Genomic DNA, 18696 nt, shown 5'->3' on the forward strand with positions numbered 1-18696 from the left:
CCGGTGATCGGGTTCACCTCCCTCGGACGAGGAGGCGCGGACATGACCGACGACATCGGCAGCAGGCTGCGCGACGCGCGACTGCAGCGCGGCCTGAGCCTGCGCAGCGTCGCCAGTTCACTGGGCGTGTCGGCCAGCCTCATCTCGCAGGTCGAGACCGGCAAGACGCAGCCCTCGGTCTCGACGCTGTACGCGATGGTGACGCACCTCGGCATCTCGATCGACGAGTTGCTGGGCGTCTCCCCCACGCCGCCGGCCGGCGCCGCGATTCCCGCGCCCGAACCGGTTCCGACGGACCTCACGGTGCAACGCGCCGCCGACAACGCCGTCCTCGACATGGAGAACGGCGTCCGGTGGGAACGGTTGGCCGCGGGCGTCGGTCCCGCGGACTCGCTCCTGGTCACCTACCAGCCGGGAGCCTCCAGCTCGGTCGAAGGCAAGATGATGCGCCACGCAGGCGTCGAGTACGCCTATCTGCTCGAGGGGGAGCTGACGCTGCGCCTCGAGTTCGACACCTTCACGCTCCGCGCGGGCGACAGCCTGCACTTCGACTCGGTGCGGCCGCACCTCTACGTCAACCAGAGCAACGCGATCGCCCGCGGCATCTGGTTCGTGGTCGGGCGCCGCGAGCAGAACCAGACCATGCCCTCGGCGGGACAGCAGCTGGGCGCCCCGCGCGAGACGATCGGGTCAGCGGTCGACGTCCTCCGGGCGATGGACGACCTCGACCACTGACCCGCGCTACGCCGGAGTCGACCCGACGCCGTGCCGTGCCACCCGCCGGCGCGTCGCCGTCGGGTCGATCACGGTCTTGATCTGACGGGAACCGCCGCCCGTGAGCGGCTCGAGCGCCCCGTCCGCCACCTCGTCGAGGGGCAGCACTTCGTCGGCGACGTCGGACCAGTCGGCGCGACCCGCCAGCAGTTCCACCGCGCGCGGCAGATCCGCGGCGATCGCGTGCGCGACGGTCCCCACGATCGTGTACTCGCGCAGGGTCCACGACCCCAGGGGGACGGGGACGTCCTCGCGCTGGATGCCGACGGGCACCAGCACCGCCCCGGGCAGGGCGGCCGCGACGACCTCGTCCCATCCGGCGCGCGAACCGCTCACTTCGAACAGCACGTCCGCCTCGCGTCCGGACGCGGCGAGCTCGGCGGCGACGGAGCCCTCGCCCGCGACCAGCGTGCGCTCGGCGCCGAGGTCACGGGCGAGCGCCAGGCGCGCCTCCGACCGGTCGACCGCGAGCACGCGCGCCCCGACCGCCGCCGCCGCGTACGTGAGGAAGGCGCCGATCCCGCCGATCCCGAGGACGACGGCGTCCTGACCCGCAGCGAGACCGCTCCGCGACACCGCGTGCACGGCGATGGCCATCGGCTGGGCGAGGGCGAGGGTGTCGGATGCCAGCCCCCACGAGGTGACGTCGAGCAGGGTCGCGGCGGGCACGCGGACGAACTCCGCGAGCCCGCCGTCGATCTGCAGACCGGCCGTCCGATAGCGGCGGCACAGGTTCGTGCGCCCGGCGCGGCAGGGTTTGCACTCGCCGCACGAGATGCCCGCCCCGCACACCACCTGGGCTCCCGGCGCAAGGTCGACGCCGTCGCCCACCGCCTCGACCGTGCCGGTGAACTCGTGGCCGAGTACGACCGGCAGGTGGGTGAGGACCGGGCCGCGGGAGTACTCCGTGGCATCCGATCCGCACACGCCGCACCCGGTCACCCGCACGAGGGCCTCGCCCGGACCGGGGACGGGGACGGGGCGCTCCTCGATCCGCAGATCCCCGGCGCTGTGCAGGACGGCGGCGCGCATGCGCCTCACAGGGCGGTCCCGTCGGGCACCGGGATCTGCACCGCCTGGCGGGAGTCGATCATCCGTGCGAGGTGCGCCTCGTACACCGCGGCGTGCGCGGGTGAGTCGAGGTACGCCGCGAGGGCGTCTTCGTCCGCCACGAGCGCCACCACGGCGTAGTCGGCCGGGCTCGGGCGCAGCCGCAGGTTCGCACCGCAGCGGTATCCGCGGAGCATCGGCAACGCCGTCGCCATCTCCTCGAGCGCCCCCGTCAGCGCCTCCACCTCCTCGGGGCCGACCTCGGGTCTCCAGGTGAACAGTGCGGCGTGCAGGATCATGCGGTCCTCTCAGTCGTCGGCGCGGGCGACCACGTGGGCGTCGCCCTCGGTGTAGCGGTAGGGGTTCTCGATCTCCTCGTCGACGGGGATCTCGGGGTGCATCCCCTCGGTCCACGCCTGCTCACCGAGCTTCGACCGCACGTACTCGACCGATGCCGCGACCTTGTCGCGGACGGGCGCGAGCGGCAGACCGATGCGCTTCCCCTCGTACTTCACGACCTTGCCGTCGACGACCACGGTGTGCACGTCGGCGGTTCCGGCCTGGTACACGACGTGCGCGTAGGGGTGCAGGATCGGCGTCATCGCCGGAGACTCGTCGTTCTTGATGAGCACGATGTCGGCGCGCTTGCCCGGGGTCAGCGAGCCGATGCGGTCCTCGAGGCCGATCGAGCGGGCGCCGCCCATCGTCGCCATGTGCAGGACGTCCTCGGCCCGCAGACGGTTCGCGACGATCGTCTCGCCGCGTGCGTGCGCCTCGAGGTGGTCGCGGGAGCGGTCGGCGCTGAGGGTCGCGCGCATGGCGGAGAAGAAGTCGGCGCTCCACCAGACGCTGGTGTCCATGGAGAGGGAGGCCGGGATGCCGTGCCTGCGGATCGCCCACGTCGAGGGATATCCCTGGCCGGCGCTCTGCTCCGACTCCGTTGCGACCGAGACGGTGCCGCCGGTGGCCGCGATCTTCTGATAGCTCTGCTCGTTGAGCGACGCGGAGTGCACGTAGCAGATCTCCGGCGTCATGAACCCTGCGTCGTACATCTGCGTGATGGCGGTGTCGGTGGTGGCCCCCCAGACCCCGGCGTGCGTAGTGACGCGCAGTCCCAGCTCGCGGGCCGCCTCGAACGCACCGCGCTCGGGGAAGTCGGACGCCCCGGGGACGTCGAACGCGAGCTGGAGCGTCAGCATGTCGTCGTGCGAGGAGAAGTTCTTCGACACGAAGTCGCGGAACTCCGGAGCGTTGGCCCATTCCCAGGGCGCGCCGAGGTAGTTGCCGTAGCCGAGGACGAAGCGTCCCGGGATTTCGCGGAGCGCCTGGAGCGCGGCCTCGCCGTACTCGGGCGTGCGCAGGCCGTGCGACCAGTCCAGCGTCGTCGTCACACCGGTGTCGACGGATTCCAGCGCGCTGAGGAGGTTGCCGGCGTAGACGTCCTCCGGACGGAACACCTCGCCCCAGTTGAGGTAGTAGAAGACGAAGTACTGGCTGAGCGCCCAGTCGCCGCCGTAGCCTCGCAGAGCCGACTGCCACATGTGGCGGTGGGTGTCGATGAAGCCGGGGGTGACGATGCCCCCGGATGCGTCGATCTCGAGCGTGCCCTCCGGCACCTCGAGACGGTGTCCGACCGCGGCGATGTCGCGGCCGATCACGAGGACGTCGGCGTCGTCCAGAACGCCCTGCTCGTCCATGGTGATGACGGTGGCGTTGCGGAAGACGAACGGGCGGTCCGCCGAGAACTGCTCGGCGGCGGGTGTGGTTTCGGTCATGGCCTTCTCCCCATCGAGAATGTTCGTTCCTGGTTTACACTCTCCGTGAGTGCGTGGCAAGAGTCCGGTTTTCGTTCAGCGCAGTTGCATGAACCGTGACACCGAAGCCCGTGCGTTCGCTGACACTCCAACGAAGGAGCGACATGTCCACTCCGTCCATCGCCGTGCTGGGTGCCGGTGCCAACGGCGCGTCCATCGGCGCCGACCTCATCGACGCGGGTCTGGATCCCGTGCTGATCGAGCAGTGGCCCGCCCACGTCGAGGCCATGCGACGCGACGGCCTGCGCGTCGAGATGCCGTCGGGAACCCGCCGCGTACGCCCGCGCACGCTGCACCTGTGCGAGGTCGCGACGCTGCGCGAGCCGTTCGACCTCGTCCTGCTGGTGACGAAGGCGTACGACGCCCGCTGGGCCGCTGCGCTCATCGAGCCGCACCTCGCCGTCGACGGCGCGATCGCCGCCGTCCAGAACGGGATGACGACCGACGTCGTGGCCGACGTGGTGGGCGCGCATCGAACGGTCGGCACGGTGATCGAGATCTCGTCGACCATGACGGAGCCCGGGGTCGTCCATCGCCACGTGGACCCCGAACGATCGTGGTTCGCGGTGGATGCCACGGCGCCCCGCGGGCGCGACGTCGCCGACGTCCTGTCGCACTCGGGCGAGGTCGCCCGCGTGGACGACATCGCGTCGGCGAAGTGGATGAAGCTCGTCAGCAATGCCTCGGTCCTCGTCCCGACCGCGGCGCTCGGGCTGCCGATGGTCGATGCCATCGAGGTCCCGGGCATGCGCGAGATCATGCTCGAGGCGGGCCGTGAGGCGTTGCGGGTCGCGGGCGAGCATCGCGTGCTTCCGATCTTCGGGCTCACGCCCGCCTCGATCGAGAGCTCACCCGACGTCGTCGAGACAATGCTCGACGCGCTCTACACCCGGTTCACCGTGCCCGGAGCGACGACCACGGTGCTCCAGGACTGGCGCAAGGGCCGCCACAGCGAGGTCGACGACATCAACGGCACGGTCGTCGCGGCCGGCCGCCGGCTCGGCATCCCGACTCCCGTCAACGACGCGATCGTCGAGGTCGGCCACGCCATCGAGCGCGGCGAGGTCGAGCCCTCCCCCGCCGCGCTGCGCCTTCTGCAGCGCGGCTGAGGACTCAGCCGGCGTTGCGCAGCGTCGACACCTGGTACAGGGCGACGGATGCCGCGATGCCGGCGTTCAGCGACTCGGCGGCCGTCGAGATCGGGATCGACACCACCTGGTCGCACGTCTCGGTCACCAGGCGCGACAGGCCCTTGCCCTCGGAACCGACGACGATCACGACGGGGCGGTCCGCGAGCTCGAGCGACGGCAGCGACACGTCACCGTCACCGGCCAGGCCGAGGATGAACACGCCCTGCTTCTTGAAGTCCTTCAGCGTCGCGGTGAGGTTCGCCGCGAGAGCCACGGGGACGCGCGCGGCCGCGCCGGCGCTGGTCTTCCACGCCGCCGAGTTCACGCTCGCCGAACGACGCTGCGGCAGGATGAGCCCCTGTCCGCCGAACGCGGCGGTGGAGCGGATGATCGCCCCGAGGTTGCGCGGGTCGGTCACGCCGTCGAGAGCGACGAACAGCGGCAGGTCCCCGCGGTCGACGACCTTCTCGAGCATGTCCTGCGGGTGCGCGTACTCGTACGGCGGCACCTTCAGGGCGACGCCCTGGTGGACGCCGTCGAAGCCGGCCATGCGGTCGAGCTCGGGTCGGGTCACCTCGAGAACGGGGATGCCGCGATTCGTCGCGATCGACAGCATCTCCTTCACGCGGTCGTCCATCTCGACGCGCTGAGCGATGTAGAACGCCGTCGCGGGGATCTTCGCGCGCAGCGCTTCGAGCACCGAGTTGCGGCCGGTGACCGTCTCGGTGTCGTCGCTCTGCTTCGCACGCGGACGGCCCTGCGACGAGCCCACCGGGCGCACGCCCGGCTTGCCCTTGCCGCCGGCGGCGGCGTAGCGATCCTGGGCGGCCTTGCGCTTCCCGGCGACGTGCCAGGCGCGGTCCTCGGCCTTGGGCGTGGGCCCCTTGCCCTCGAGCGCCTTGCGCGAGTGTCCGCCGGTGCCCTTGAGCGGGCCCTTCTTCTTGCCGGGGTTGCGGGCTCCCGGACGTCCAGGCTTAGGCATCGATACTCCAATTGGTTCCGGCCGGAGTGTCCTCCAGCGTGATTCCGGCGGCGGCGATGGCATCACGGATGCGATCGGCTGCGGCCCAGTCCTTGTCGGCGCGCGCGCGGGCGCGCTGCGCGATCATCTCGCGCACGAGCGCGTCGAGTGCGGCGTCGGTTGCGTCCGAACCGGCGGGCTCCGCGGCATCCAGCCCGAGCACCGCCAGCATCGCGGACACCGCGCGGCCTGCGCGGGCCGCCGCGTCGAGGTCTCCCGCGTCGACGGCGACGTTTCCGGCGCGCACCGTCTCGTGGAGGACCGCGAGCGCCTGCGGGACGCCGAGGTCGTCGTCCATGGCCGCGGCGAAGGCGTCCGGCAGATCGGCGGAGCCCGTCGAGGCGGCTGTCGCCCCGGCGGTCCGGTGAACCCGCTCGAGGAATGTCGCGATGCGGTCGAGAGCGGCACGCGCCTCGTCGAATCCGCGATCCGAGACGTCCAGACTCGACCGATAGTGCGCCCCGGCGAGCGCGTAGCGCACGACACGCGGATCGCGCTCGGCGAGCACGTCGGCGGCGAGCGTGAAGTTGCCGAGCGACTTCGACATCTTCTGCCCGTCGACGGTGACGAGACCGTTGTGCACCCAGTACCGCGCGAAGGGGTCGCCCGCGGCGGTGGATTGCGCGATCTCGTTCTCGTGGTGCGGGAAGCGGAGGTCGAGGCCGCCCCCGTGGATGTCGAACTCGGGGCCGAGGTAGCGCCGCGACATCGCGGAGCACTCGATGTGCCAGCCGGGGCGCCCGGCGCCCCACGGCGACGTCCAGGTCGCCGACGCCGGCTCCCCTTCTTTCGCGCCCTTCCACAGGGCGAAGTCGCGGGGGTCGCGCTTGCCCCGGGGGTCGGCGTCCGTCGCCGATTCCATGGCATCCACGCTCTGACGGGTGAGTTCGCCGTACGCGGGCCACGAGCGCACGTCGAAGTAGACGTCGCCGGCGGCGGCGTACGCGTGGCCGCGCTCAATGAGCTCGGCGATGATCTCCTGCATCTGCGTGACCGACGCGGTCGCGCGCGGTTCGTAGGTCGGGGCCAGGATGCCGACGGCGGCGTACGCCCGCGAGAACTCCAGCTCCATGCGGTACGCCAGCGCCCACCAGGGCTCCTCGGCCGTGGCGTTGGCGAGGACCTTGTCGTCGATGTCGGTGACGTTGCGGACGAACGTGACGCGCCCGAACCGGTGGGCGAGCCAGCGGCGGAGCAGGTCGAATGCGAGAGCCGCCCGGACATGGCCGATGTGCGGACCCGACTGCACCGTGGGGCCGCAGACGTACATCGTGACGTTCGCGGGGTCGACGGGGACGAAGTCGCGCAGAGCCTGCGCTTTCGTGTCATACAGCCGAACGGTCACCGCACAAGCCTACCGGCCGCCCCTGGAGGCGACCCGTGCCCGAAACACGACGGCGTTAGGGTCGCAGCATGCCACTGGAGATCCGACGCGACGACGTGTCCGTCGCCGACACCCGAGCACTGGTGACCGCGCACGTGTCGGGCATGCTCGCGAACACGCCCGCCGAGAGCTGTCACGCGCTCGACGCCGATGCCCTCGTCGACAACGGCGCGCTGCTGTGGTCGGCACGGGTCGACGGCGAACTCGCCGGAATCGGCGCCCTCTCCCCGTTCGGTGACGACGCGGGCGAGCTCAAGTCGATGCGCGTGACCGAGCGCTTCCTCGGTCAGGGCATCGGGCGGGCGATCCTGCGGCACATCATGACCGAGGCGCGGGCGCGCGGCATCCGGAGCCTCTGGCTCGAGACGGGCAGCGGAGACGACTTCGCGGCGGCGCGCGGCCTCTACGCCGGCGAGGGGTTCGTGGAATGCCCGCCGTTCGGGTCGTACCGACCCGATCCGCTGTCGACGTTCATGACGCGGGAACTCTAGACCGGGAGCACGAGCGCCGTCGCGAAGGCCGCGACCCCCTCGGTGCGACCGGTGAATCCCAGACCGTCGGTCGTGGTGGCGCTCACCGAGACGGGAGCTCCCCCGAGTGCGGCCGACAGTGCGCGCTCCGCCTCGGCTCTGCGGCCCGCGAAGCGCGGCCGATTGGCCTGCACCTGCACGGAGACGTTCCCGATGCGCCACCCCGCCTCGCCGAGGAGGGTCCGGGTGTGCGCGAGGAACGCCTCGGCGTGGGCCCCCGCGAACTCGGGGCGGTCGACGCCGAAGTGCGTGCCGATGTCTCCGAGGCCCGCGGCGGCCAGCAGCGCGTCAACGATCGCATGAGCCACGGCGTCGCCGTCGGAGTGCCCCGAGAGGGCCTGCTCCCCCGGCCATTCCAGACCCGCGAGCCACAGCGTGCCGTCGCCGCCGAAGCCGTGCACGTCGGTGCCGATCCCGACGCGCGGCGCACCCGCCGCGGGAGCGGTCGCGGTGGCGGCGGTCGGAGCGACGGCGGGTCCGGCGTCCGCGAGCAGGGCCCGCGCGCGGTCGAGGTCGGGACCGGTGGTGATCTTGAAGGATGCCGCGTCGCCCGCGACCGTGATCACGGGGTGACCCGCGGCGGCCACCAGCGCCGCGTCGTCGGTGTGATCGGCGTCGGCGGAGCGGAGCGCCTCTTCCAGGACGGTACGACGGAAGCCCTGCGGCGTCTGCGCGGCGGCGAGTTCGGATCGGTCCACGGCGGCGACGATCGCCCCCTCGGCATCCACGCGCTTGATCGTGTCGACGACGGGGACCGCCGGGATCACGGCGTCCGCACCCGCGTCGAGCGCGGCGACGACCCGCTCGAACACCGACGGCGGTGTCAGCGCCCGCGCCGCGTCGTGCACGAGCACGGTGTCGACGTCCGCCCACAGGGCGGCGAGCCCCGCCGCGACCGACGACTGACGCGTGGCCCCGCCGGCGACGACCGCCACGAGATCGTGACGGTCTCCCGCGACCTCGCGCGCCTCGGTCAACGCGGCGCCCTCGAATCCGGCGGGGACCACGACGACCACCTGCGCGCGCGGCGCAGCGAACACTCCGCACAGGGCGTGACGGAGGATGGTGTGCTCGTCCAGACCGACGAACGCCTTCGGCGCGCCCCCGTTCAAACGGGTGCCGGAGCCGGCGGCGACGACGATGACGGCCAGACGCGGCACGGGTACGGGGATCACCCGACCACGCTAACCGGTCCGTGCCGCGGAATCGTGCGGCGTCAGGACGCGAGGACCTCGTCGAGGACGACGCTCGCGCGGTCCTCGTCGGTCTTCTCGGCCAGAGCGAGCTCGGACACCAGGATCTGGCGGGCCTTGGCCAGCATGCGCTTCTCACCGGCGGACAGTCCGCGGTCCTGATCGCGGCGCCACAGGTCGCGAACGACCTCACTCACCTTGATGACGTCACCCGAAGCGAGCTTCTCGAGGTTCGCCTTGTAACGGCGCGACCAGTTGGTCGGCTCCTCGGTGAACGGTGCGCGCAGCACCTCGAAGACGCGGTCGAGACCCTCTTTGCCGATCACGTCGCGGACGCCGACCAGGTCGACGTTGTCTGCGGGGACCTCGATGACGAGATCGCCCTGCGTGACGTTGAGCTTCAGGTACTTCTTCGTCTCGCCCTTGATGACGCGTTCTTTGACCTCGATGATCGTGGCCGCGCCATGGTGCGGGTAAACGACGGTCTCGCCAACCTCAAAAAGCATGGAGTTATGTCCTTTCGGCAACATCCAGGATACCACAGGCCCCGATGCGCTAAGGTTCCGCCCCACCCTGACACGACCCCCATTGCGCGTGCGCATCCCGCGCACGGGCGCCCGCGGGGCGGGCGGCGGCCCCCGACCCCGTAGGATGGTCGGGATGCCGTCTGTCGTTCCGGGAGGATCCGTGAAAACGCGCCTGTTCGCGTCCCTGGCCGTGGGGGCCGCCGTCGTTCTCGGAACGACGGGATGCAATCTCATCGCCCCGCAAGCGACCACCATCGACTACTCCGCCTCCGACGGCGTGAACGTCCCCGAGTCCGGTCCGCTGCAGGTGCGCAACGCCCTCATCGTCACCGATGACGAGGGTTCTGCCGGCAACCTCGTCGCGGCCATCGTGAACGACACCACCGAGGCCCAGACCCTGCGGATCGAGGTCGGCGAGGGCGGCAGCACCGTTCGCGCGTCGGTCCAGGTGCCGGCGAGCAGCACGGTGAGTCTCGGCGACCTCGCCAACGACGTCGCCCCGCTCGCGCTCGACGGTTTCGAGGGTGCGCCGGGTTCGACCGTGCCCGTCTACTTCCAGTCCGGCGACGGCCAGGGCGCCCTCATCGACGTGCCCGTCCTCGACGGCGCTCTGGAGTACCTCCGCACCCTGGCGCCCACCCCCACGCCGACGAGCATCCTCGTCCCGACCACGACGCCCTCGGCCACCCCGTCGCCGACCCCGTCGTCCTGATCTCCACGACGAAGGCGCCGACGGTCATCCGTCGGCGCCTTCGTCGTTCCCGGGGTCGTCAGGCCTCGAAGCGGTAACCGAGCCCTCGGACCGTCACGAGCATGGTCGGCTCGCTCGGGCTCTGCTCGATGCGGGAGCGGATGCGCTTGATGTGGACGTCGAGCGTCTTGGTGTCGCCGAAGTAATCGGTGCCCCAGACGCGGTCGATGAGCTGCCCGCGCGTGAGCACGCGTCCGGCGTTGCGCATGAGCACCTCGAGGAGTTCGAACTCCTTCAGCGGCATGTTGATCTCGGCCCCGTCGACCGAGACGGTGTGCCGGTCGATGTCGAGCGTCACACGCCCGCCGCTGAGGATGCGCTCGTCGAGGTCCGACTCCTCTGGACTGCGGCGACGCAGCACCGCCCGCATGCGGGCGAGGAGCTCGCGCGTGGAGTACGGCTTCGTCACGTAGTCGTCGGCACCGAGCTCGAGCCCCACCACGATGTCGACCTCCGAGTCCTTGGCCGTGAGCATGATGATCGGCACGTGCGAGGTCAGCCGCAGCTGGCGGCACACCTCCGTGCCCGGCATCCCGGGGAGCATCAGGTCCAGCAGCAGGATGTCGGCGCCGCGCTCGCGGAAGGCGGAGAGGGCGAGCGCGCCGTCCTCGGCGATCTCGACCTCGTACCCCTCCCGTCGCAGCAGGTAAGCGAGCGGGTCGGCGAGATCGGGCTCGTCCTCGACGATCAGAACACGGGTCATGCGGTGTCTCCCTTCAGGGATGCGGGGCGGGCGGCGGAGCCGGACTTGCGGCCCTTGCGGCGCGCCTTCGGGCGAACCAGATCGAGGTCGGGCGCCTCGGTCCGGGGCAGGCGGATGGTGAACGTCGAACCGCGCTCGGGGCGCGACCACAGTCGCACCTCACCGCCGTGCCGCTGCACGGCGTGCTTGACGATCGACAGGCCCAGACCGGTGCCGCCGGTGCGGCGCGAGCGGGCCTGGTCGGCGCGGTAGAAGCGTTCGAAGACGCGGTGCTGGTCGCTCTCCGGGATGCCGATCCCCCGGTCGGTGACGGCGATCTCCACAACGTCCTCGTCGAGCTTGACCCCCACCCCGACTTTCGAGCCCTGGGGCGAGTAGGCGATCGCGTTGGCGATGAGGTTACCGACGGCCTCGGTGAGGATCTGCGGTTCGCCCCGCACCCACAGACCCTTCGTCCCGCCACGGACGACCGTGACCTGGGCCGAGTCCGCCTGGATCGTGTGCGACTCGATCGCCGCGGTCACGACCTCGTCGATCGAGACGTCGCGCAGGTCGCGGAGCTCGTCCGAGGCCTGCAGGCGGGAGAGGCTGAGGATGCGGTTGGTCAGAGCGGACAGGCGCTGGATCTCGGCCTGCAGGCGACCGGAGAAGTACCGCACCTGAGCGGGGTCGTCGGCGGCGGACTCGATCGCCTCGGCGAGGAGGCTCACCGCACCTACCGGCGTCTTCAGCTCGTGGCTGGTGTTGGCCACGAAGTCTCGCCGCATCTCCTCGACCCGCTCGCGCTCGGTGATGTCGCGCAGGACGAGCAGGACGAGGCGCGGAGACACGGGGGCGGCCCGCACGGCGACCAGGCGCGGCTCCGCGGGAGCGGCACCGCGACGCAGGCGGAGCTTCTCGCTCACCGGGGCACCGTTCTCGCGCGCCGCGCGGGCGACCCGCCGCAGGTCCTCATCGGCGATGGCACTGCCGGCATCCAATCCGAAGACCTCGGCCGCGGGCGACAGGGCCAGCACCGTGGCCGAGGTGTCGCACACCACCGCGGGGTCGTCGAGGGCGCCGAGCATGGACTCCACGCCCTCGGGGAGTTCCGAAGACCCCTGGGCGAGAGCCCTGTCCCGGGTGCGCTGCGCGACGACGATGAGGCTCACGACGGAGCTCCCGACGATGATTCCCACGAGGAGCGCGAGCAGCGAGAGCTGCGTCTGGTCCATGGCTCCAGCGTAGAGGCGCGATTCGGGCTTCACCGGCCGTTCAGACAGGGCCGGGTAGAGCCGGCGATTACTATTCACTGTCACAGCACCACTCGTTAACCTTCGCTCGGAAGAATCCGGGAGGGTCGCGGGACGTATGTGTGCCGTGCCGCCGACGAGGAAGGTATCGCGATGCGCGAAGTGTTCCACCAGTCCCTCGAGGACGTCCAGAGCCGACTGGTCGAGATCGCCGAACTGGTCGCCGTCGCCATCGACCGCGCGACGCGCGCGTTCGGTTCGAGCGATGTCTCCCTCGCGGAAGAGGTCATCGAAGCAGACGCGATCATCGATGAGAAAGCCGTCGCGCTCGACGAGCTGGCGATCGAGATCCTCGCCCGCCAGCAGCCGGTCGCCCGCGACCTGCGCATCGTCGTCACGGCGCTCCGTGTGAGCGCGTCGCTCGAGCGCATGGGCGACATGGCCGAGCACATCGCGCAGCTGGCGCGGTCGCGCTTCCCCGAGCGCGCCATCCCCAAGGGGCTCAAGAGCACGTTCACCCGCATGGGCGAGCTCGACGTCGAGGTCGCCCGCCGACTCGCCGAGTTGCTGCGCACGCAGGACCTGCGCATCGCGGAGGAGATCCGCGACGTCGACGACGACATCGACGAGCTGCACGTCAGCGTGTTCGAGAAGGTGCTGGGCGACTCCTGGAAGGGCGAGGCCACGGCCACGGTCGACGCGACTCTCGCCAGCCGCTATCACGAGCGTTTCGCGGACCACGCGGTCTCCGTGGCCAAGAAGGTCGTCTACCTCGCCACCGGCGACTGGGCCGGCGCCGACGACGTCACGCCGACCCCGGTGGTCTGACGCCGCGAACGTCGAAGGGGGTGGATGCCAGTGGCATCCACCCCCTTCTCGTTGCGGTGGGCGTTACTTCTTGTTGCCCTGCGCCGCGACGGCGGCGGCACCCGCGGCGGCGGCCTCGGGGTCGAGGTACTCGCCCGGGCCGAGCGGCTTCATGTCGTCGTCGAGCTGGTAGACGAGCGGGATGCCGGTGGGGATGTTCAGCTCAGCGATGTCGGCGTCGCTGATGCCCTCGAGGTGCTTCACCAGACCGCGCAGCGAGTTGCCGTGCGCGGTGACGAGGACCGTCTTGCCGGCCTGCAGGTCGGGGACGATGTCGCTGTGCCAGTAGGGCAGCATGCGGTCGATGACGATCTTCAGCGACTCGGTGTCGGGCACCTCGCCGTCGATGCCGACGTAGCGCGGGTCGCCGACCTGGCTGTACTGGTCGTCGGCGGGCAGCGGCGGCGGCGGCACGTCGAACGAGCGGCGCCACAGCATGAACTGCTCGTTGCCGAACTCTTCGAGCGTCTGCGCCTTGTCCTTGCCCTGCAGTGCGCCGTAGTGGCGCTCGTTGAGCCGCCACGTGCGCTTCACGGGGATCCACAGACGGTCGGCCGCGTCGAGCGCGATGTTGGCCGTCTGGATCGCGCGGCTGAGCACCGAGGTGTGCAGCACGTCGGGGAGCACACCCGACTCCTTCAGGAGCTCGCCGCCGCGCTGGGCCTCGGCCTTCCCCTGGTCGGTGAGCCGGACGTCGACCCAGCCGGTGAACTGGTTGGTCTTGTTCCACTCGCTCTGCCCGTGGCGGAGGAGGATCAGCGTGTGAGGCATGTCTCCATGCTAGCGAGAGCGACGGGCCTGTTCCGGGCCGAGCCTGGCATCATGTCCGAGTGACTCCCTCCCCCGTCGGCCGCCCCACGCGCGGGACGACGGGAGTGAATCGCCTGCGCCGCGTGGACCGGTGGATCGCGCGGCATCCGGTGCTCCGGCGCGCGGAGGATCCGTTCGTGGTCGACCTCGGATTCGGGGCGAGCGCCGCGACGCCCCTCGAGTTGCTCGCGCGGGTGCGGAGGGTCCGACCGGATGCCACGGTGCTGGGCCTCGAGATCGACCCGGAACGCGTCGCGCGGGCCCGCGTGCAGGCGGAGGGCATCGAGGGCGTGTCGTTCGCGCTCGGGGGGTTCGAGGTACCGACCCCGCGCGGCCGGCGACCCGCCGTCATCCGGGCGATGAACGTGCTGCGGCAGTACGACGAGGCGGACGTCGCCGACGCGTGGGCGCGGATGTGCGGACGGCTGGCGCCCGACGGCATCCTGGTCGAGGGCACGTGCGACGAGATCGGACGCGTCGTGACGTGGGTGGAGGTCGGACCGGATGCCATGCCCCGGTCGCTGACCGTCTCGCTGCGGCTCGCCGAGCTCGACGACCCCGCGATCCTCGCCGAACGCCTCCCGAAAGCGCTCATCCACCGGAACGTCCCCGGCGAACGCGTCCACGACTACGTCGCCGCGCTGCAGCGCGAGTGGCACCGCGCCGCGGCGGTCGCACCGTTCGGTCCCGTTCACCGGTGGCGGACGGCCGTCGAGGCGCTGGCCGCGGACGGATGGCCGGTGCGCGGTCGCTCCCGGTGGCGACTCGGTGAAGTCGGAGTCGACTGGAATGCCGTCGCGCCGGCGTGACTCACACCCGGGGCAGCAGCGCCTGGGCCTCGGCGAACGGCATCCCGGTCGCGACGAGCAGATCCACCGTCAGGGGACGGAGGGCCGCCACGAGGTTCAGTTCGCCGATGTTGCCGTCGGGCAGGATCTGCGCCGGATCGAGCCGCACCGCGAGGGCGGCGAGCGTGGCGCGGGCGGCCGGTTCGATCGAGACGTCGTCGAGGGCGTCCCGGACGAGTCCGGCACCGCGTTCGATCTCACCGAGGAGATCGGCGGGCACCGCGCGCGGCTGCCCGTCGGCACAGAGGTAGGCGGCACGGCGGGCGACCACGCGGAGGTTACGGGTGGCGAGGTCCATCGCCGCGCGGACGCGCGCGTGGCGCTCCAGCTCGGTGCGCTGCCGGCGCAGGAATGGGGAGATGCGCGCGACCTCCTGCCCCGACTCCAGCGACCCGCTCCACGCGTCGACGTACGTCTGCAGCGCTCGCGCGCGTTCGAGACCCCGCTCGGCGCGGGCGCGGTCGCCGCGGCGCAGCGCCCGCACGATCGTGGCGGTCGCCACGTCGAACGCGTCGAAGAGCTCGTCGGCATCCCGCAGCTCCGTCCGCCGGAGCGTCCGCGGGATGAGCGCGGTGACCAGCAGGGCCGCCGCTCCCCCGATCGCACCGTCGAGGAGCCGGACGAACGGGGCGCCGGAGACCAGCACCAGGGCGATGAGCGACTGCACGACGGCGGCCAGCGCGAACCCCGGCTGCGGAGAGAGGAAGCGGGCCACGAGAAGGGTCACGAACATCGCCAGCGCGATCTGCCACCACCCGGCCCCGGCGACGAGGAGGACGACTTCGGCCAGGAGGATGCCGACGAGCATGCCCGCGACCGTCTCGGCGACCCGCCACGGGCGTGCGTCGCGCACCAGCCCCAGACTCGACACCGTCACGGTCGCGGCGAGCAGGGGAACGGGGTGTCCCAGCACGAAGTGCGCGAACGCGAACGCCGCCGTCGCGGCGACCACGATCTGCACGATGGCCGGCAGCGACTCGCGCACGCGTCCCCACCGGCGCCGCAGCGTCGTGCGCAGGCGCGAGCGCGGGACGACGACGCCGACCGTCGTCGAGGACTCCTCGCCGCTCATTCCGCGGCGCGTCGACGCCCGAGGCGAGGCAACCGGGGCACACCGGCCGTGGCGCCCGCGTCGGAGGGGACGACCGTCTCCACCGACGCGGCGATCGGACCATCCGCCGTGTCCACCACGTACGGCACGTCCGCCGGCGCCGTGCGCTTGACGAGGGCGAGAGCGATGGGCCCCTCCTCGAAGTGCACCGCGACCGAGGTCACGGCGCCGATCGCGTCGTCGCCGACACGCACGACGTCGCCGCGGGCGGGCAGGACGCTGTCGCTGCCGTCGAGCTGCAGCGCGACCACGCGACGCGGTGGGTGGCCGAGGTTGTGGACCTTCGCGACCGTCTCCTGTCCGCGGTAGCAGCCCTTCGACAGGTGCACGGCGGTGCGCAGCCAGTCCATCTCGTGCGGCAGGAGGCGCTCGTCGGCATCCACCGCGACGCGCGGACGCCACGCGGCGACGCGCAGCGCTTCGGCGGCCTCGCGCCCCGCGAGCGCCACCTCACCGGTCACGGCCGCCGCGACGATGCGGTCGAACTCCGCGGCATCCACCACCGCCTCGGCCCAGTCGCGCTCGGCACCGGGGTGACCCTCGACCCGGGCGTACGCCCAGCCGCCGGGTGCGACGTCGGGCCACGGGTCGACCCACACCACGGGGACGCCGGTGGGGGCGACCGCGGCGAGCGAGGCGACGGCGGCACGGGTGCCGCCGATGACCGACACCTCGTCGGAGCGGTCCGCCACCTCGACGCGCAGACGGAAGCGCATACGGGAGAGCCAGGTCGCGAGGGGCGCGGCGTCGACGGCGTCCACGAGGAGCCACGCGGTCTCGCCGTCGTCGATCACGGCGGCGGCGTGTTCGACGCGTCCGTTCGGATCGAGAATGAGCATCTCGGTGGAGATGCCGGCCGGCAGGTGGGTGAGCGCCTGCGACGAGAGCGAGTCGAGCCAGCTGAGCCGATCGGGACCCGTCACCGACAGCACGCGTCGGTCACCGAGCGGCGCGAGCGCCCCGCCGGAGACCAGGCGGCGCTGCTCGGCGAGGGGCGAGCCGACGTGACGCAGACCGGCGTCGTCGACGACGGCGCCGGGGACCTCGGACAGCTCGGCCATCACTCGGCCCGCGCCAGACGGGCCGACGCGTGCGAGGCGAGCTCGCGGCCGAAGGCCGACACGTCCCACGCCCAGAGCAGGTGGTCGTCGACGAGACCGTAGAGGCGGGTGGCGGAGGCGTACGGCTTCGCCCCCGCGGTGCGCACGACGGCGTCGCTGGCCAGATCGATGCGCGGACCGCGCACCTGACCGAGGTAGAGCTCGAGGATGCCGTCGGAATGCGCGAGGCTCACCTCGAGCGGGAACCCGCCCTCGGCGGTGCGCAACGCCTCGACGTCGTCGGCCGTGCGGCGCGGCGCGGTGTCGGTCGGCGGAAGCAGCGCCGGCCCGGGATCGGCATCGGTGGCGGGCCGCGCGACGCGCCAGTACCCGGTCTCGGCCACGAGGGGACGCCGCTCCTCGCCGTCGAGCAGCCAGGCGTGCGCGCTGTAGTTCAGGAAATCTCCGCCGTCATGGCTGAAGCTCACGCGGTGCGCGAACTCGCCGGAGAACGTGCGGCCGTCGGCCTCGTAGTCGATGACGCCGGTGCCCTCCCACACGCCGATCAGCCACGAGAGCGGGACGAGGTCGGCGGGGAGGTCGGTCGGGATCTCGATCACGACGGCGCTCGTCAGCGCTGGCCGCGGTAAAGGTTCCAGATGACGGCGCCGGAGACGAAGGCGATCGCCAGCGAGGCGAGACCGAGAAGTCCCACGAAGAAGAGTTCGAGCGCGAGGAGGTCCATGGCCCAACTCTACCGGGGAACGATGGATGCCAGCCCGAACCCGGCCGTGACGACACCGAGCACGATGAGCGCTCCCAGAACGCTCGCGGCGACGCGCTGGATGAACGCCTGCGAACGGCCGTACCACAGCTGCACCGCGAACGCGGCGATGACGCAGCCGCCGAGGGCGACGGTGATCCACTGGGCGCGCCACTCGGCGGGGACGAACACACCGACGGCCAGACCGGCGACGAGGGCGAGCACCCAGACCGCGATGACGCCGCCGAACGTCTTGCGCGGCGCGAGGTCGGGAGTCGACATGTCTCCATCATCGCGCACACCGGCCCGTTCGTGCGCGAACGGGGGCCGCGGAGCGCCACGCGCGGCGCCGACGAGGGGTGTGACGGCACGACCGCGTGCCTCACCCTAAGATGGGCGGGTGCGGCAGGCCCGCACGGGGAGGTCCGTTTGGCTCAGCTGCTCGTTCTCAGCTCCGCCCCCGGCGGTGGCGCGGTTCTGCCTGCGCTCGAACTCTTGAGCCACCGCGTCCGGCAGATTCCCGCCGAACCCGCTCAGCTGGTCAACGCGCCCAGCGCCGACGTCGTGTTCGTCGACGCCCGCATCGACCTCGTGGGCGCGAAGTCGCTCTGCAAGATCCTGACGACGACGGGCATGGAGGCTCCCCTCGTGCTCGTGGTCACCGAGGGCGGGCTCACGGCCGTCAGCACCGACTGGGGCGTCGACGATGTGGTGCTCGTCGGCGCGGGCCCGGCCGAGATCGACGCGCGCATCCGCCTCGCGATGGGCCGCCGCAGCGCCGAGCAGGTCTCGTCGCGCATCTCGACCTCCGGGATCACGATCGACGAGTCCTCGTACTCGGCGAAGGTCCACGGGAAGCCCCTCGACCTGACGTACAAGGAGTTCCAGCTCCTGCACTTCTTCGCCACGCACCCGTCCCGGGTGTTCACGCGCGAACAGCTGCTCAGCGAGGTGTGGGGCTACGACTACTTCGGCGGCACACGCACGGTCGACGTGCACGTGCGGCGTCTCCGCGCCAAGCTGGGCGACCTCGAACAGCTCATCGGCACGGTGCGCAACGTCGGCTACCGCTTCAACGTGTACGAGGACGACCAGCCGCCCGTCCCGGCCCCCTCCGCCTGAGGCCACCCGCGCAACCGTTCACGCGT

General features: G+C 71.6%; 21 protein-coding genes. 7 read left to right on the plus strand and 14 right to left on the minus strand.

The genetic code is table 11. The features are described 5' to 3' along the window. Positions 1-42 precede the first annotated feature (42 nt). Positions 43-735, plus strand: coding sequence for a helix-turn-helix domain-containing protein (locus BW982_RS13645; protein ID WP_076494144.1), 693 nt, complete (start codon positions 43-45; stop codon positions 733-735). A gap of 6 nt (positions 736-741) precedes the next feature. Here the strand turns inward: BW982_RS13645 and BW982_RS13650 are convergent, their stop codons facing one another. Genes BW982_RS13650 through BW982_RS13660 form a run of 3 tightly spaced genes read right to left on the minus strand, consistent with a single transcriptional unit; the run spans position 742 to position 3599 of the window. Next, positions 742-1806 carry a zinc-dependent alcohol dehydrogenase gene (locus BW982_RS13650; RefSeq protein WP_076494146.1) on the minus strand — a complete coding sequence of 355 codons (1065 nt, stop codon included), beginning with the start codon at positions 1804-1806 and terminating at the stop codon, positions 742-744. A gap of 5 nt (positions 1807-1811) precedes the next feature. Then, the gene (locus BW982_RS13655) at positions 1812-2123 is read right to left on the minus strand and encodes a Dabb family protein (protein ID WP_076494148.1); all 312 of its coding nucleotides are present in this window, start codon (positions 2121-2123) and stop codon (positions 1812-1814) included. 9 nt (positions 2124-2132) lie between these two features. Continuing rightward, positions 2133-3599 carry an amidohydrolase family protein gene (locus BW982_RS13660; protein WP_076494150.1) on the minus strand — a complete coding sequence of 489 codons (1467 nt, stop codon included), beginning with the start codon at positions 3597-3599 and terminating at the stop codon, positions 2133-2135. 143 nt (positions 3600-3742) lie between these two features. Here BW982_RS13660 and BW982_RS13665 point away from each other — a divergent pair, with 143 nt between their 5' ends. Beyond that, positions 3743-4747, plus strand: coding sequence for a ketopantoate reductase family protein (locus tag BW982_RS13665; RefSeq protein WP_076494151.1), 1005 nt, complete (start codon positions 3743-3745; stop codon positions 4745-4747). Between the two features lie 4 nt (positions 4748-4751). Here BW982_RS13665 and rlmB read toward each other — a convergent pair whose 3' ends face one another. Both rlmB and cysS read right to left on the minus strand, forming a co-directional pair. Continuing rightward, positions 4752-5750, minus strand: a complete 999-nt coding sequence (rlmB, locus tag BW982_RS13670; RefSeq protein ID WP_076494153.1) for a 23S rRNA (guanosine(2251)-2'-O)-methyltransferase RlmB — start codon at positions 5748-5750, stop codon at positions 4752-4754. Then, positions 5743-7134 (minus strand): cysteine--tRNA ligase, encoded by a 1392-nt coding sequence (cysS, locus tag BW982_RS13675; RefSeq protein ID WP_076494154.1) that lies wholly within the window; start codon positions 7132-7134, stop codon positions 5743-5745. Before cysS ends, rlmB begins: the two co-directional genes overlap by 8 nt. A gap of 68 nt (positions 7135-7202) precedes the next feature. Here cysS and BW982_RS13680 point away from each other — a divergent pair, with 68 nt between their 5' ends. Further along, positions 7203-7664, plus strand: coding sequence for a GNAT family N-acetyltransferase (locus BW982_RS13680; RefSeq protein WP_076494156.1), 462 nt, complete (start codon positions 7203-7205; stop codon positions 7662-7664). Here BW982_RS13680 and ispD read toward each other — a convergent pair. Both ispD and BW982_RS13690 read right to left on the minus strand, forming a co-directional pair. Continuing rightward, positions 7661-8878 (minus strand): 2-C-methyl-D-erythritol 4-phosphate cytidylyltransferase, encoded by a 1218-nt coding sequence (ispD, locus tag BW982_RS13685; RefSeq protein WP_076494157.1) that lies wholly within the window; start codon positions 8876-8878, stop codon positions 7661-7663. The genes BW982_RS13680 and ispD overlap by 4 nt on opposite strands. Positions 8879-8919: 41 nt before the next feature. Beyond that, the gene (locus BW982_RS13690; RefSeq protein WP_056229249.1) at positions 8920-9402 is read right to left on the minus strand and encodes a CarD family transcriptional regulator; all 483 of its coding nucleotides are present in this window, start codon (positions 9400-9402) and stop codon (positions 8920-8922) included. Between the two features lie 181 nt (positions 9403-9583). Here BW982_RS13690 and BW982_RS13695 point away from each other — a divergent pair, with 181 nt between their 5' ends. After that, positions 9584-10135, plus strand: a complete 552-nt coding sequence (locus BW982_RS13695; protein WP_076494359.1) for a DNA modification methylase — start codon at positions 9584-9586, stop codon at positions 10133-10135. A 58-nt stretch (positions 10136-10193) separates the two neighbouring features. On the opposite strand, the gene BW982_RS13700 is transcribed toward BW982_RS13695, so the two are convergent. Beyond that, positions 10194-10877 (minus strand): response regulator transcription factor, encoded by a 684-nt coding sequence (locus BW982_RS13700; protein WP_076494159.1) that lies wholly within the window; start codon positions 10875-10877, stop codon positions 10194-10196. Then, complete coding sequence (locus tag BW982_RS13705) at positions 10874-12091, minus strand: sensor histidine kinase (protein WP_076494160.1); 1218 nt, start codon at positions 12089-12091, stop codon at positions 10874-10876. Before BW982_RS13705 ends, BW982_RS13700 begins: the two co-directional genes overlap by 4 nt. 171 nt (positions 12092-12262) lie before the next feature. On the opposite strand from BW982_RS13705, the gene phoU reads away from it, so the two are divergent. After that, positions 12263-12937, plus strand: coding sequence for a phosphate signaling complex protein PhoU (phoU, locus tag BW982_RS13710; RefSeq protein WP_076494162.1), 675 nt, complete (start codon positions 12263-12265; stop codon positions 12935-12937). Between the two features lie 63 nt (positions 12938-13000). Here the strand turns inward: phoU and BW982_RS13715 are convergent, their stop codons facing one another. Then, entirely contained in the window at positions 13001-13747 is a 747-nt protein-coding gene (locus tag BW982_RS13715; RefSeq protein ID WP_076494164.1) for a phosphoglyceromutase, read from the minus strand. Between the two features lie 59 nt (positions 13748-13806). Between BW982_RS13715 and BW982_RS13720 the strand changes: the two genes are divergently transcribed. Next, entirely contained in the window at positions 13807-14595 is a 789-nt protein-coding gene (locus BW982_RS13720) for a class I SAM-dependent methyltransferase (RefSeq protein ID WP_076494166.1), read from the plus strand. 1 nt (position 14596) lies between these two features. Here BW982_RS13720 and BW982_RS13725 read toward each other — a convergent pair whose 3' ends face one another. From BW982_RS13725 to BW982_RS13740, 4 genes are all read right to left on the minus strand, one after another. Next, positions 14597-15706 carry an FUSC family protein gene (locus BW982_RS13725; RefSeq protein ID WP_175611107.1) on the minus strand — a complete coding sequence of 370 codons (1110 nt, stop codon included), beginning with the start codon at positions 15704-15706 and terminating at the stop codon, positions 14597-14599. After that, a complete protein-coding gene (locus BW982_RS13730; protein WP_076494168.1) occupies positions 15703-16806 on the minus strand; it encodes a CAF17-like 4Fe-4S cluster assembly/insertion protein YgfZ in 1104 nt (367 codons plus the stop codon). The genes BW982_RS13725 and BW982_RS13730 overlap by 4 nt, the downstream gene beginning before the upstream one ends. Then, positions 16806-17405, minus strand: coding sequence for a heme-binding beta-barrel domain-containing protein (locus BW982_RS13735; protein WP_076494169.1), 600 nt, complete (start codon positions 17403-17405; stop codon positions 16806-16808). Before BW982_RS13735 ends, BW982_RS13730 begins: the two co-directional genes overlap by 1 nt. Before the next feature lie 134 nt (positions 17406-17539). Further along, positions 17540-17830, minus strand: coding sequence for a hypothetical protein (locus BW982_RS13740; protein ID WP_076494171.1), 291 nt, complete (start codon positions 17828-17830; stop codon positions 17540-17542). A 147-nt stretch (positions 17831-17977) separates the two neighbouring features. Here BW982_RS13740 and BW982_RS13745 point away from each other — a divergent pair, with 147 nt between their 5' ends. Further along, on the plus strand, positions 17978-18670 hold the full coding sequence (locus BW982_RS13745; protein WP_076494173.1) for a response regulator transcription factor: 693 nt from the start codon (positions 17978-17980) through the stop codon (positions 18668-18670). Positions 18671-18696 lie beyond the last annotated feature (26 nt).

This window comes from Microbacterium sp. RURRCA19A (assembly GCF_900156455.1).
In the GTDB taxonomy this organism is placed as follows: Bacteria; Actinomycetota; Actinomycetes; order Actinomycetales; family Microbacteriaceae; genus Microbacterium.